Annotated in this window: 16 protein-coding genes; 14 read left to right on the forward strand and 2 right to left on the reverse strand. The window is 70.1% G+C overall.

The window, feature by feature from the left end; translation table 11 throughout:
* The first annotated feature begins 15 nt into the window (after positions 1–15).
* Entirely contained in the window at positions 16–297 is a 282-nt protein-coding gene (locus tag HJ588_RS16150) for a hypothetical protein (RefSeq protein WP_171157573.1), read from the forward strand.
* Positions 294–1,049 (forward strand): VOC family protein, encoded by a 756-nt coding sequence (locus HJ588_RS19595; RefSeq protein WP_246242733.1) that lies wholly within the window; start codon positions 294–296, stop codon positions 1,047–1,049. Before HJ588_RS16150 ends, HJ588_RS19595 begins: the two co-directional genes overlap by 4 nt.
* Before the next feature lie 9 nt (positions 1,050–1,058).
* Here the strand turns inward: HJ588_RS19595 and HJ588_RS16165 are convergent, their stop codons facing one another.
* Positions 1,059–1,853, reverse strand: coding sequence for a deoxyribonuclease IV (locus tag HJ588_RS16165; protein ID WP_171157575.1), 795 nt, complete (start codon positions 1,851–1,853; stop codon positions 1,059–1,061).
* A 45-nt stretch (positions 1,854–1,898) separates the two neighbouring features.
* On the opposite strand from HJ588_RS16165, the gene HJ588_RS16170 reads away from it, so the two are divergent.
* The 10 genes from HJ588_RS16170 (at position 1,899) to HJ588_RS16210 (ending at position 10,599) form a co-directional block, all read left to right on the forward strand.
* Positions 1,899–3,158, forward strand: a complete 1,260-nt coding sequence (locus tag HJ588_RS16170; protein ID WP_171157577.1) for a sigma-54-dependent transcriptional regulator family protein — start codon at positions 1,899–1,901, stop codon at positions 3,156–3,158.
* Between the two features lie 93 nt (positions 3,159–3,251).
* Positions 3,252–4,775, forward strand: a complete 1,524-nt coding sequence (gene adh, locus HJ588_RS16175; RefSeq protein ID WP_171158519.1) for an aldehyde dehydrogenase — start codon at positions 3,252–3,254, stop codon at positions 4,773–4,775.
* Entirely contained in the window at positions 4,775–5,164 is a 390-nt protein-coding gene (locus HJ588_RS16180; RefSeq protein ID WP_171157579.1) for a DUF779 domain-containing protein, read from the forward strand. The genes adh and HJ588_RS16180 overlap by 1 nt, the downstream gene beginning before the upstream one ends.
* A gap of 62 nt (positions 5,165–5,226) precedes the next feature.
* Positions 5,227–6,642 (forward strand): sigma 54-interacting transcriptional regulator, encoded by a 1,416-nt coding sequence (locus HJ588_RS16185; RefSeq protein ID WP_171157582.1) that lies wholly within the window; start codon positions 5,227–5,229, stop codon positions 6,640–6,642.
* Positions 6,643–6,653: 11 nt separating this feature from the next.
* Positions 6,654–8,654 carry a VWA domain-containing protein gene (locus tag HJ588_RS16190; protein ID WP_171157584.1) on the forward strand — a complete coding sequence of 667 codons (2,001 nt, stop codon included), beginning with the start codon at positions 6,654–6,656 and terminating at the stop codon, positions 8,652–8,654.
* 3 nt (positions 8,655–8,657) lie between these two features.
* Positions 8,658–8,843 (forward strand): hypothetical protein, encoded by a 186-nt coding sequence (locus HJ588_RS20070; RefSeq protein WP_343036761.1) that lies wholly within the window; start codon positions 8,658–8,660, stop codon positions 8,841–8,843.
* The gene (locus HJ588_RS20075) at positions 8,840–9,148 is read left to right on the forward strand and encodes an SRPBCC family protein (protein ID WP_343036762.1); all 309 of its coding nucleotides are present in this window, start codon (positions 8,840–8,842) and stop codon (positions 9,146–9,148) included. The genes HJ588_RS20070 and HJ588_RS20075 overlap by 4 nt, the downstream gene beginning before the upstream one ends.
* Positions 9,149–9,273: 125 nt before the next feature.
* The gene (locus HJ588_RS16200) at positions 9,274–9,711 is read left to right on the forward strand and encodes an SRPBCC family protein (RefSeq protein WP_171157586.1); all 438 of its coding nucleotides are present in this window, start codon (positions 9,274–9,276) and stop codon (positions 9,709–9,711) included.
* Positions 9,708–10,013 carry a metalloregulator ArsR/SmtB family transcription factor gene (locus HJ588_RS16205; RefSeq protein WP_171157588.1) on the forward strand — a complete coding sequence of 102 codons (306 nt, stop codon included), beginning with the start codon at positions 9,708–9,710 and terminating at the stop codon, positions 10,011–10,013. Before HJ588_RS16200 ends, HJ588_RS16205 begins: the two co-directional genes overlap by 4 nt.
* A 115-nt stretch (positions 10,014–10,128) precedes the next feature.
* Positions 10,129–10,599, forward strand: a complete 471-nt coding sequence (locus HJ588_RS16210) for a DoxX family protein (protein ID WP_171157591.1) — start codon at positions 10,129–10,131, stop codon at positions 10,597–10,599.
* A gap of 67 nt (positions 10,600–10,666) precedes the next feature.
* On the opposite strand, the gene HJ588_RS16215 is transcribed toward HJ588_RS16210, so the two are convergent.
* Entirely contained in the window at positions 10,667–11,242 is a 576-nt protein-coding gene (locus HJ588_RS16215) for a phage tail tip lysozyme (protein ID WP_171157593.1), read from the reverse strand.
* Positions 11,243–11,454: 212 nt separating this feature from the next.
* Between HJ588_RS16215 and pdxT the strand changes: the two genes are divergently transcribed.
* Together pdxT and HJ588_RS16225 are read left to right on the forward strand one after the other, a co-directional pair.
* A complete protein-coding gene (gene pdxT / locus HJ588_RS16220; RefSeq protein ID WP_343036763.1) occupies positions 11,455–12,066 on the forward strand; it encodes a pyridoxal 5'-phosphate synthase glutaminase subunit PdxT in 612 nt (203 codons plus the stop codon).
* A gap of 77 nt (positions 12,067–12,143) precedes the next feature.
* Entirely contained in the window at positions 12,144–12,914 is a 771-nt protein-coding gene (locus HJ588_RS16225; protein ID WP_171157598.1) for a YebC/PmpR family DNA-binding transcriptional regulator, read from the forward strand.
* Positions 12,915–12,973: the final 59 nt, after the last annotated feature.

Genomic DNA, 12,973 nt, shown 5'->3' on the forward strand with positions numbered 1-12,973 from the left:
GGCGGAGGGGCGGAGATGGGCGATCCGTCGATCTACGAGGCAGCCGGTGGCCGGGACGTGATGCTCCGGATCGCCGCAGCGTGGCACGACCGCGCGATCGAGTGTTTCGCGGGCGCGTTGCACGACGCCGGCGTCGCCGCCAACCTCGAGATCTACGACGCGATGCTGTCCTACTGGGGCTGGGCGACCTGGTATCCGATGTATGCCTATCACGAGTCGCCGGCCGAAGTGCCGGCGAAGTTGCCCATGCCGCAATGGGATTGGGCTCAGACCGTCACCTTCCGGGAGTCGCAATGATCACGCCCTATCTCACCGTCAAGGACGCCCGCGCGGCGATCGACTGGTATCGGCAGGCCTTCGGGGCGCGAGTGTCGTTCGCGCCGATCGTCATGGATGACGGGCGCATCGGGCACGTGGAACTCACGATCGGTCAGGACGGTCGCTTCATGATGTCGGAGGAGTTCGCCTCGGCCGGCGTGGCTGCGCCGGACCCGGGGCGCGACAACGCTGTGTCGATGCACGTCGACACGACTGCCGTCGACGTGGTGGTGCGGCAGGCGGAATCCGTTGGGGCACAGATCGATCGGCGTCCGGAGGACACTCCGAACGGGCGGATCGCGGTGCTGCACGACCCGTTCGGTCATCGCTGGCTGTTCAACCAGGCGCCGGCGGACGCCGACCGGCCGGCGGCGCCCGCTCTGGCGCGCGACATCACCGTGAACCTGCCGGTGAGCTCACTCGACGGCGTCGACGAGTTCTACGGCGACTTCCTCGGCCTGACCGACGAGGGCTTCAATCTCGGCTGGGTGGTGCATCGCAGTGCTCCGCAGTCGGGTGCGCACGTGCAGCTGGTCACCAAGGACGCGACGGCCCCGGTGGACTCCGCGATCTCGGTGCACGTGAGCGACGTCGAGGCCGCGTATGCCGACGCGCAGCGCCGCGGCTATCGCATCGTGCATCCGCTCACCCACGAGGAGTGGGGCGTGCGCCGCTTCTTCGTGCAGGCGCCCGACGGCACCATCGTCAACGTGGTCGCCCACGCAGACTGAGGACGGCTCCTACAGCCGCTCGCGCAACCAGGTGAAGTCGGCCTCGTGCTCCGCGGCGCCGCCGGGGGTCTCGCACACCACCGGCGCGCCGGCGTCGCGCACCACGGCGACCAGTTCGTCCGGATCGACTTGACCCGCACCGAAATTCGCGTGCCGGTCGGCGCCGGAGTCGAACGCATCGCGGCTGTCGTTGGCGTGCACCAGGTCGATGCGGCCGGTGATCTCGTGCACCCGCTCGACCGCCTCCTTGAGCGGGATCCCGCCGGCCCAGGCGTGGCAGGTGTCGAGGCAGAAACCGACCTGCTCGAAGCCGTCGGCCTCGCGGATCGCTCGCCATACGCCCTCGATGCGATCCAGATGGCGGGCCATCGCGTTGTCGCCGCCGGCGGTGTTCTCGATGAGCAGCGGGATCTTGAGGTCGGTGGCCTCGATCGCCTTGCGCCAGTTGTCGAAGCCCTTCTCCGGGTCGTCCGACTTGTTCACATGCCCGCCGTGCACGATCAGCCCCTTCGCGCCGATCTGTGCCGCGGCGTCCATGTGCTGCTGTAGCAGCTTGCGGCTCGGGATGCGGATCCGGTTGTTCAGCGTCGCGACGTTGATGATGTAGGGCGCGTGCACGTAGAGGTCGACGCCCGCGGCCTCGGCGTCGGCGCGCAACCCGTCGGCGCCCCGGGCATAGGCGATTTCCGGGCCCTTGTAGCCCTGCGGGTCGCCGAGGAAGAACTGCACGACCGTCGTATGGCGGGCCGCCGCCTCCGCCAGCGGATCGGTCTGGTCGACGTGCGCACCGATGGAGATCGTCATGCGAACCAGGGTAGGCAGCCGGTCGGACAGCGTTACCGTGAGCACATGCCGACCGACCGGCCGACCCACGGTTTCGCCCCGCGCGATGTCGCGGAGGAGGCCCGCGCCGCCTTCCTCGAACACGGCGACCCCGCCGCGGTGCGGCCGGTGGTCTTCGAGTCGTGGGTGCGGTCGATGACCGACGGCCTCGACCCGGAGGCCGAGCTCGAGCAGGTGCCGTTGGCCGGCGACGACCTGAGCGCGCTGCGCGAGCGCCACCCGCTGGCGGAGTTGATGCCGCTGATCCGCTCCCTCCTCACCGAGAGCGCCGCCGAGGCCGGGCTGCTGGTGGCGGTGAGCGACGCCGCGGGGCGCCTGCTCTGGGTCGAGGGCGACGAGGCGTTGCGCGCGCGGGCCGAGGGCATGCTCTTCCTGCCGGGCGCCGACTGGGCCGAACGCGTCGTCGGCACCAACGCGCCCGGCACCGCACTGGCCACCGGCCGCCCCGTGCGCATCCGGGGTGCCGAGCACCTGGCCCGGCAGGTCACTCCGTGGAGTTGCTCGGCGGCGCCGATCCACGATCCCGACACCGGCGCGATGCTGGGCGCGCTGGACCTGACCGGCGGCGACGTCGCGGCCGGCCCGCAAAGCCTCGCGCTGGTCAGCGCGACCGTCGCGGCGGTGGAGGCGCAGCTGCGGCTGCAACGACTGAGCAGTGGACTCGCCGTCCCGCAGGACCTACAGCGACCGGCGCCGCACCGGCTCGACGTGCTCGGCGCCGGCCACGCCACGCTGGCCAGCGGCGACAGCGTCCGGCGCTTCGGGCTGCGGCACAGTGAGCTGCTGCTCCTGCTCGCCGAGACGCCCGGCGGCCTGACCGCCGATCAGCTGGCGATCGGGCTGAGCGACGACGACCGGCCCTCGGTGACCCTTCGTGCCGAGATCTCCCGGTTGCGCGGGCTGCTGCCGCCCGGTCTGCTCGCGTCGCGGCCCTACCGCTTCGCCGGTCAGCTGCGCACCGACGTGCAGGAGGTGCGCGACTGTCTCGATCGGGGTGACGTGGCCGCCGCGGTGAGCCGATATCGCGGTGCGGTGCTGCCCGACTCGGAGGCGCCCGGCGTCATACAACTGCGAGACCAGCTGCACGCCAGGATGCGCAATTCGGTGCTGGCACACGGGGATTCGGACCTCCTGCTGCGCTTCGCCGACACCGCGTTCGGGCGTGACGACCTGCAGTTGTGGGAGGCGGCAGAGCTGCTGATGGCTCCCGGATCACCCCGCCAGGAGTCGGTGAGCGAGCGGGTGCGCGGGCTGCGCGGAGTGTGATCCACGCAACGTTCGTGCAACGTGCCTGGACCTAGCGTCGAAGGATGCCGGCTGGCGATGCCGGCGGAGACGACCTTCATGGAGGACTTCGACATGGCCGTTTACGCACGCCCGGGCGAGCAGGGCAGCCCGACCGTCTACAAGCCGCGATATGACAACTGGATCGGCGGCGAGTGGGTGCCGCCGGTGTCCGGCAAATACTTCGAGAACCCGTCGCCGGTGACCGGTCAGGTCTTCACCGAGATCGCGCAGTCCACCGCCGAGGACGTCGAGAGGGCCCTCGACGCCGCCGAAGCCGCCGCACCCGCGTGGGGCAAGACGTCGGTCACCGAGCGCTCCAACATCCTGCTGCAGATCGCCGACCGCATCGAGCAGAACCTCGAGATGCTGGCCGTCGGCGAGACATGGGACAACGGCAAGCCGGTGCGCGAGACGCTCGCCGCGGACCTGCCGCTCGCGGTCGACCACTTCCGCTACTTCGCCGGCGCGATCCGCGCCCAGGAAGGGCACATCAGCCAGATCGACGAGGACACCGTCGCCTATCACTTCCACGAGCCGCTCGGCGTCGTCGGGCAGATCATCCCGTGGAACTTCCCGCTGCTGATGGCCACCTGGAAGCTCGCCCCGGCGCTGGCCGCCGGCAACGCGGTCGTGCTCAAGCCGGCCGAGCAGACGCCGGCCTCGATCATGCTGCTGGTCGAGCTCATCGCCGACCTGCTGCCGCCCGGCGTGCTCAACGTCGTCAACGGCTTCGGTGCCGAGGCCGGCAAGCCGCTCGCCTCGTCCCCGCGCATCCGCAAGATCGCCTTCACCGGAGAGACCACGACCGGCCGGCTGATCATGCAGTACGCCAGCGAGAACCTCATCCCGGTCACGCTCGAACTCGGCGGCAAGAGCCCCAACATCTTCTTCGACGACGTTGCGCTGGAACAGGATTCGTTCTACGACAAGGCGCTCGAAGGCTTCGCGATGTTCGCTCTCAATCAGGGCGAGGTCTGCACCTGCCCGAGCCGGGCGCTGATCCAGAAGGACATCTTCGAGCCGTTCCTCGCCGCCGGCACCGACCGGGTGAAGGCGATCGTGCAGGGCAACCCGCTCGACACCGAGACCATGGTCGGCGCGCAGGCCAGCAACGACCAGCTGGAGAAGATCCTGTCCTACATCGACATCGGCACCAAGGAGGGCGCACGCATCATCACCGGCGGTGAGCGGGTCGACCTCGGCGGCGACCTGTCGGGTGGTTACTACGTCGCGCCGACGATCTTCCAGGGCAACAACAAGATGCGCATCTTCCAGGAGGAGATCTTCGGCCCGGTCGTGTCGGTGACCGAGTTCGACGACTTCGACGACGCGCTGTCGATCGCCAACGACACGCTCTACGGGCTCGGTGCGGGAGTTTGGTCCCGGGACATCAACACCGCCTACCGGGCCGGCCGCGGCATACAGGCCGGCCGGGTGTGGACCAACTGCTACCACCAGTACCCGGCGCACGCCGCGTTCGGCGGCTACAAGTCGTCGGGCATCGGCCGCGAGAACCACGCGATGATGCTCGACCACTACCAGCAGACCAAGAACCTGCTGGTGTCCTACTCGCAGAACAAGCTCGGCTTCTTCTGATGGATGACGCCCCCACGACGGCCGCCGGCGACAGCGATGTCGCCGGCGGCGTCGCCATGACCGACGACGCCGCGGCGATGCTGCGCCGGCTGATCGGGGAGCACGGGCCGCTGATGTTCCACCAGTCCGGTGGGTGCTGCGACGGCTCCGCGCCGATGTGTTACCCGCAGGGCGACTTCAAGGTCGGCAGCCGCGACGTGCACCTGGGCGACCTCGACCCCGGTGACGGTGCCGCGGTCGTGCCGGTCTACATCTCCGGAGAGCAATACGAGGTATGGCGCCACACCCGCCTCACGATCGACCTGGTGCCGGGCCGCGGCTCCGGCTTCTCGGTGGAGGCGCCGACCGGCTACCGGTTCCTCACCCGTTCGGATGTCTGCGCGCCCTGACGTGACCGCCCCGATCCGGACTTGCCCTCCGGTTCTTGCATCGCAGGCGTAGCGTTGTAGACGTGAGCGTTTCGAACCCTTCGACACCTGCACCCACGATCACCACCCTCGGCGAATTGCGCGCCTCCGGCCATCGCCAGCGCGGCGTCCGCGCCGAGATCCGGGAGAACCTGCTCTCCGCACTCGCCGCCGGGCGGGACCCCTGGCCCGGCATCCAGGGCTTCGAGAGCACGGTGCTGCCGCAACTCGAACGCGCCCTGCTGGCCGGCCACGACGTCGTGCTGCTCGGCGAACGCGGCCAGGGCAAGACCCGCCTGCTGCGCACCATCGTCGGCCTGCTCGACGAGTGGACCCCGGTCATCGCCGGGTCCGAACTCGGCGAACACCCCTACGAACCCATCACTCCCGCGTCGCAGCGACGGGCGGCCGCACTCGGCGACGACCTGCCGATCGCGTGGCGGCACCGCGACGAGCGGTATGCCGAGAAGCTCGCCACCCCCGACACCTCGGTCGGCGACCTGGTCGGCGACGTCGACCCGATGAAGGTCGCAGAGGGCCGCAGCCTCGGCGACCCCGAGACGATCCACTTCGGGCTGATCCCGCGGGCCCACCGCGGCATCGTGGCCATCAACGAGCTGCCCGACCTCGCCGAGCGCATCCAGGTCGCGATGCTCAACGTGATGGAGGAGCGCGACATCCAGGTGCGCGGCTACACGCTGCGGCTGCCGCTGGACGTGCTCGTGCTGGCCAGCGCCAACCCGGAGGACTACACCAACCGCGGGCGGATCATCACCCCGCTGAAGGACCGCTTCGGGGCGCAGGTGCGCACCCACTACCCGCTGGAGGTGGAGGGCGAGGTCGCCGTCGTCGAGCAGGAGGCATCGCTGGAGGCGAAGGTGCCGTCATACCTGCTGGAGATCCTGGCGCGCTTCACCCGCGGGCTGCGCGAGTCCAACGCGGTCGACCAACGTTCAGGTGTGTCAGCGCGATTCGCGATCGCGGCCGCTGAGACGGTCGCCGCCGCGGCGCTGCACCGGGCGACCGTGCAGGGCGAGGACGAGGCGGTCGCGCGCATCATCGACCTCGAGACGGCCGTCGATGTGCTCGCCGGCAAGGTGGAGTTCGAGTCCGGTCACGAGGGACGCGAGCAGCCGATCCTGGAGCACCTGCTGCGCACCGCCACCGCGGAGACCGCGCGCCACCGTCTGCAGGGCATCGACCTGGGCCTGCTCGTGCAGGCCCTCGAGAGCGGTGCCCAGGTGACCACCGGTGAGCAGGTCACCGCGGGCGAACTGCTGCACGAGCTCCCGGTGCTCGGCGAGTCCGAGCTGTATGACGACATCGCCGACCGGCTGGAGGCGTCAACGCCGGGGGAGCGCGCGGCGGCGGTCGAACTCGCCCTCGAAGGTCTCTATCTAGCGCGCAAGGTCAGCAAGGAAACCGACGACGAGGGCAACGCGACGTACGGAGAGAGCTGAGGCGAAAAGCCGTGGCACGTAAGCAAACCCACCGTTCCCGTTATGGGCGGTATGCCGGGGGCCCCGACCCGCTGGCGCCTCCGGTCGACCTCGCCGAGGCACTCGACGCCATCGGCGAGGACGTGATGGCCGGCTACAGCCCGGAGCACGCGATGCAGGAGTTCCTGCGACGCGGTGGCCGGCAGCAGCAGGGGCTGGACGACCTGGCCCGGCAGGTTGCCGATAAGCGGCGTGAGCTGCTCGCCACGCACAACCTGGACGGCACCTTCGCCGACATCCGCAAGCTGCTGGACGAAGCCGTGCTCGCCGAACGCAAGCAGCTGGCAAGGGATCTCGACGACGACGCCCGGTTTGCGGAGATGCGGATCGAGAACCTCCCGCCCTCGACCGCGGCCGCGGTGAACGAACTGTCCGACTACCCGTTCCGCAGCAGTGAGGCCCGGGAGAAGTACGAGCAGATCAAGGACCTGCTCGGTCGGGAGATGCTCGACCAGCGGTTTGCCGGGATGAAGCAGGCGCTGGAGGGCGCGACCGACGAGGACCGGGCGCGCATCGGCGAGATGCTGAGCGACCTCAACGAGCTGCTGGAGTCGCACGCGCGGGGCGAGGACACCGACGAGCAGTTCGCCGACTTCATGGACAAGCACGGGGACTTCTTCCCCGAAAACCCTTCCAACATCGACGAATTGCTCGACTCCCTCGCCGAGCGGGCGGCGGCCGCGCAGCGGATGCTCAACTCGATGACGCCCGAGCAGCGGCAGGAGCTGATGGAGCTGTCGCAGCAGGCGTTCGGCTCACCCGAGTTGATGCAGCAGCTGGCTCAGCTCGACGCCAACCTGCAGGGCTTGCGTCCGGGTGAGGACTGGTCGGGCTCCGAGGAGTTCGGCGGCGAGCAGGGGATGGGCCTCGGCGACGGGACCGGCGTCATACAGGACCTCGCGCAGCTGGACCAGCTCTCCGAGCAACTCTCGCAGCAGTACACCGGTGCCCGGATGGACGACCTCGACCTCGACGCGCTGGCCCGGCAGCTCGGCGACGACGCCGCGGCGTCGGCGCGCACGCTCGCCGATCTGGAGCGGGCACTGCGCGATCGCGGTTACCTGACCAAGGACGCCGAGGGCGAGCTGAAGCTCTCGCCGCGGGCGATGCGCGAGCTCGGCAAGACGCTATTGCGTGACGTGGCAACGCGATTGAGCGGCCGGGCCGGTGCGCGCGACGCCCGGAAGGCCGGTGCGGCGGGGGAGCCGACCGGGTCGAGCCGGGAGTGGCAGTTCGGTGACACCGAGCCGTGGGACGTGACCCGCACGCTGACCAATGCCGCGATCCGTCGGGCCGGCGGGGACGACCGGCTCATCGCGATCGAGGACGTCGAAGTGCAGGAGACCGAGGCGCGCACGCAGGCCGCGGTCGCGCTGCTGGTCGACACGTCGTTCTCGATGGCGATGGACGGTCGCTGGGTGCCGATGAAGCGCACCGTGCTGGCGCTGCATCACTTGATACAGACGCGTTTTCGCGGGGACAGCCTCGAACTCATCGCCTTCGGGCGGCACGCGCAGACGATGGACATCGACACCCTCACGGCGCTCTCGGCCGAGTGGGACAAGGGCACCAACCTGCACCACGCGCTGCAGCTGGCCAACCGGCATTTCCGGCGGCACCCCAACGCGCAGCCGGTGCTGCTGATCGTCACCGACGGTGAGCCCACCTCGCACCTGGAGCCGGACGGCGAGGTGTGGTTCTCCTACCCGCCGCATCCGCTGACGATCGCCTACAGCGTCAAGGAGCTCGACAAGTCGACCCGCCTCGGCGCGCAGACGACGATCTTCCGGCTCGGCGAGGACCCCGGCCTCGCGCGGTTCGTCGATCAGCTCGCGCACCGCGCCGGCGGCCGGGTGATCGCGCCCGAGCTGGACGGGCTCGGAGCCGCGGTCGTCGACGGCTACCTCGGTAGCCGGGGCGGCTCGTCATACGGCGGTCTCGAGTGGGGCTGGCGCGGCGGCTGGGTCGGCTGACGTATGCCGCAGGTGACCGCCGACGCGTGGGTGCCGGTGACCCCGGACGTCGCCTTCGCGGTGAGTCAGACCACCGGCGAGGTGCGGCTGCGCTGGGACCCGTTCATCCGCAGCCAGCGGCTCTTCGACGCGGGGCGTCCCGGCGTCGGCGTGCACACGCTGACCAAGCCCGTGTCGGGCCGTCGATGATCAGCCGTTATGTCTCCTTCCGCCCGCCGACCAGCGTCGGCATGGCCATGGAGAAGGGACCGTGGTTCTTCGAATCCTTCGGTGGCGGTTGGCGATTCACGCCGCAGGAGCGTGACGGTCAGCAGGGCACGCTCGCCCGGTGGAAGTACACCTACGCGGTCCGCCCGGCCTGGTTGCGCCCGCTTGCGGAGCCGATCGGGCAGTGGCTGCTCGGCCGGGAGATCCGGCGCCGCATCGCTGCCTTTGCGCGCGCGTGTGCGGACCCGGTCGTGCTGGCGGCAGCTCGCGAGGGCGCCGACCGCTAGACACTTCGTGCGCTATGCCGCACGTTGTGTCCTGCCGAACGCGCAACTAGGCGGTTGCGTATTTGGGCGGACATGTGCAACCGTGGAGTTGCATCAATCGCCATACGCAACCTCTGGGAGCAGTCATGCAGGACGCGATCGAGGACCGGATCGACATCGACGCGACGCCCGCGGCGGTGTGGAAGCTGGTGAGTGAGCCGGGGTGGTGGATCAACGACGGCACCTATCGCGAGCACCTCATCGAGGAGCGGGACGGCATGGTGATCGTCACCGACCCGGGGCACGGCGTCTTCCCGCTGGTGATCGCCGACTCCGACGAGCCGCGCTACATCGCCTTCCGCTGGCTGGAGCGCGACGGTGCGGTGAGGGCGGACGGTCCCGGCACGCTCACCGAGTTCTGGCTCGACGAGCGCCCCGGCGGGGTCACGCTGCGGGTGCGCGAGAGCGGCTTCGCCTCGCTGGACAAGCCGGAGGCGGACCTGCTGGCCCACCTCGCCGACAACACCTCCGGCTGGCGGCAGGAGCTCGACGTCGCACGCCGTCACGTCGAGGCGAACGCGTGAGCGCCGCGCCGGTGTTCGCCGCGCTGGGCGACCAGCGGCGGCTGGAGCTGCTCGAGCGGCTGACCGAGGAGCCGGCCACCGCGACCCTGCTCGCCGCACCGCTCGCGATCTCGCGCCAGGCGGTGGTCAAACACCTGCAGGTCCTGCAGGACGCGGGCCTGGTGCGCTCGAGCAGGCACGGCCGCGACGTCGTGTATGACGTGGACGCCGCCGGCCTGCAGCAACCGCAGGACTGGCTGGCCGCGCACCGCGCAGCCTGGAACCGCCGGTTGCGCGACCTCAAGGCACGCGCCGAGCAGTAGCTGGCACGCAGTGCCATTTTCTGCGATGCAGAACACACGCGAGATCGGAACGACTCCCGCGGCGTCGGCCGTTGCGTGGACTGAACCGTCAACAACACACCGAAGGACGCCTCCGATGCGCTTGCTGAGTTCATATCCCCGACCCGTCCGCGACGTCGCCCTCCTCGTGGGGCGCGTGCTGCTCGGCGTCATCTTCGTCGCCCACGGGTGGCAGAAGCTCAACACCAACGGCATGGACGCAACCGCGAAAGGCTTTGCGGACATGGGGATTCCGGCGCCCACCGCCTCCGCCTGGTTTGCCGCGCTCGTCGAACTCGGCGGCGGTGCGCTGCTGATCCTCGGCGCGTTCACCGCCGTGGCCGGCACGCTCCTCGCGGTCAACATGGCGGGCGCGGCGTGGTTCGCGCACGTCGACAACGGGCTCTTCCTGCCGTCCGGCTGGGAGTTCGTCGCCGCGCTCGGGGCGGGCGCGCTCGCCTTCGCCGCGCGTGGCGCCGGCCGGCTCAGTGTCGACCAGCTGCTGGGCGGATCGGCGAGCCGGACCGACCGGCAGCCCCGCCGCAGCAGGGCCGCGGCGGAGCTATGACGCCGACGGCCGGGGCGCCGATGCCGTGACGCCGGCGGCCGGGACCCCGGCCGCCGGCCCCAGCCGGTCAGACGTGCCGGTTGTAGACCTGCTGGGCGTAGGTGACCCGCTTGTCCGTCATACAGGTGCCGCAGCCCTCGAACCGGTCCTGGAAGGCGACGACCGCGCCCCGCAGAGTCGTGCTGTTCTTCAGCTGCGCGAGACCGTAGTAGCTGTAGGTCGTCAGTTCGTACCAGGTGAACTTCAACTGCGCGTTGAGGTTCCAGCGCGAGACGCCGCCGGCCTTGTTGGCGGCGTACCAGACCATGTTGTCGCGCGAGTAGCGGTCCCACCGGCCGCCGACCGACCACTGGGCGATGCCGCGGCCCGCGCCACCGGCCTGCTGGGCGGTCGGGTTGACGCCCGACTCCTGGGTCAGGTTGCCGACGATGCCGGCCGCCTGCCGCTTGGTCAGCCCCTTGGCGACGAAGAAGTTGAAGGCGATGTCCTGGTTGGCGGTCGAGATCGCGAGCGCCGCCACGGACGCGTTCGGGCTCATGCCCACCGAGTTGACGTGCGTGTCGGCAGCGAGTGCCGGCGTCGCCGCGGTCGCCGCCGCGACGAGGGTCGCGCAGCCGATCGTGAGTCGTCGGGTCAGGTGCATGTCGTGCGCTCCTTCTTCGGGGGAAGTTCCGGGGAAATTTTCGGGGAAATGACGTTCGGGGTTCGGGGACGGGCCATGAGCTCCGGGGAGCTCCGGGTATGACGGGACCACACCCTGCCGGTCGGCGCTGCGAATCGGCTACCCCAATCGGCGAATTCGTCGCAGCGGACTCGCAGCGGGCCGGCCGCCGGCGGTGTGCCACCCTTGCCCGCGTGGAACCGTTGATCGGAGTGCTCGCTGTCCAGGGCGACGTGCGCGAGCACGTGCGCGCGCTGGAGGCGGCCGGGGCGCGGACCCGCACCGTGCGCCGCCCCGGCGAGCTCGACGCGCTGGACGGCATCGTGCTGCCCGGCGGGGAGTCGACCACGATGGACAAGCTGCTGCGGGCGTTCGAGCTGCGCGACCCGCTGCGGGCCGCCATCGGGGCGGGGCTGCCGGCATACGGCTCCTGTGCGGGGATGATCCTGCTCGCCGACCGGGTGCTCGACGCGACGTCCGGCCAGCAGACGCTCGGCGGCCTCGACGTGACGGTGCGGCGCAACGCCTTCGGCCGGCAGGTCGACTCGTTCGAGGAGGACCTCGACATGCCCGCGGTGACCGGCGACGGCGCCCCGGTGCGCGCGGTCTTCATCCGGGCCCCGTGGGTCGAGGCGGTCGGGCAGGGCGTCGACGTGCTCGGCACGGTTGCCACCGGGCCGGCGGCCGGACGCATCGTCGCGGTGCGGCAGGGAAGTCTGCTCGCGACGTCGTTCCATCCCGAAGTCACCGGCGACGGGCGGGTGCACGAATACTTCGCCCGGATGGTGCGTTCCAGCAGCAGCTAGGATCGCAGGTCGGACGAGCCGACGTGCGGCCTGCGGACCGAGCTGAAGCAGCAAGTACGGCACTAGAAGAGGGATGTATGAGCGGTCACTCCAAGTGGGCGACAACCAAGCACAAGAAGGCAGCGATCGACGCGAAGCGTGGCAAGCTCTTCGCCAAGCTGATCAAGAACATCGAGGTCGCGGCCCGCTCCGGCGGCGGCGACCCGGCGGGCAACCCGACGCTGTTCGACGCCATCCAGAAGGCCAAGAAGTCGAGTGTCCCCAACGACAACATCGACCGCGCGGTCAAGCGTGGCTCCGGCGCGGAGTCCGGTGGCGCCGACTACCAGGCGCTGACCTACGAGGGCTACGCGCCCGGCGGGGTCGCGCTGCTCATCGAGTGCCTCACCGACAACAAGAACCGCGCCGTCGCCGAGGTGCGCACCGCGCTGTCCAAGAACGGCGGGTCGATGGGCGAATCCGGCTCCGTCGCCTTCATGTTCAACCGCAAGGGCGTCGTCATCGTGCCCAAGAAGCAGCCGAGCGGCGAGGCGACCGAGGACGGCCTGCTCGAGATCGTGCTCGACTCCGGCGCCGAGGAGGTCAACGACCTCGGCGAGTCCTTCGAGGTGGTCTCGGAGGCGACCGACCTGGTCGCGGTGCGTGAATCGCTGCAGGCGGCCGGCGTCGACTACGACTCCGCCGACTCCTCCTGGCTGCCGAGCGTCGAGGTGCCGCTGGACAAGGACGGCGCCAAGAAGATGTTCCGCATCATCGAGGCGCTCGAGGACAGCGACGACGTGCAGAACGTCTACGCCAACGGCGACGTCTCCGACGCGGTCCTCGCCGAGCTCGACAACGAGGACTGATCGGCGGGCGGCGTCCGGCCCTCGCCGCGCCTGCGCGAGCTGTGCCGACCCACGCGGCC

This window comes from Flexivirga aerilata (assembly GCF_013002715.1).
GTDB lineage: Bacteria > Actinomycetota > Actinomycetes > Actinomycetales > Dermatophilaceae > Flexivirga > Flexivirga aerilata.

Bases quoted from the DNA above. Each gene is read 5' to 3' on its own strand.
- HJ588_RS16165 (WP_171157575.1), bottom strand. From the start codon at position 1,853: ATGACGATCTCCATCGGTGCGCACGTCGACCAGACCGATCCGCTGGCG.
- HJ588_RS16180 (WP_171157579.1), top strand. From the start codon at position 4,775: ATGGATGACGCCCCCACGACGGCCGCCGGCGACAGCGATGTCGCCGGC.
- HJ588_RS16225 (WP_171157598.1), top strand. From the start codon at position 12,144: ATGAGCGGTCACTCCAAGTGGGCGACAACCAAGCACAAGAAGGCAGCG.
- HJ588_RS16210 (WP_171157591.1), top strand. From the start codon at position 10,129: ATGCGCTTGCTGAGTTCATATCCCCGACCCGTCCGCGACGTCGCCCTC.
- HJ588_RS16215 (WP_171157593.1), bottom strand. From the start codon at position 11,242: ATGCACCTGACCCGACGACTCACGATCGGCTGCGCGACCCTCGTCGCG.
- adh (WP_171158519.1), top strand. From the start codon at position 3,252: ATGGCCGTTTACGCACGCCCGGGCGAGCAGGGCAGCCCGACCGTCTAC.
- HJ588_RS16150 (WP_171157573.1), top strand. From the start codon at position 16: ATGGGCGATCCGTCGATCTACGAGGCAGCCGGTGGCCGGGACGTGATG.
- HJ588_RS19595 (WP_246242733.1), top strand. From the start codon at position 294: ATGATCACGCCCTATCTCACCGTCAAGGACGCCCGCGCGGCGATCGAC.
- HJ588_RS16200 (WP_171157586.1), top strand. From the start codon at position 9,274: ATGCAGGACGCGATCGAGGACCGGATCGACATCGACGCGACGCCCGCG.
- HJ588_RS20070 (WP_343036761.1), top strand. From the start codon at position 8,658: ATGCCGCAGGTGACCGCCGACGCGTGGGTGCCGGTGACCCCGGACGTC.
- HJ588_RS16170 (WP_171157577.1), top strand. From the start codon at position 1,899: ATGCCGACCGACCGGCCGACCCACGGTTTCGCCCCGCGCGATGTCGCG.
- HJ588_RS20075 (WP_343036762.1), top strand. From the start codon at position 8,840: ATGATCAGCCGTTATGTCTCCTTCCGCCCGCCGACCAGCGTCGGCATG.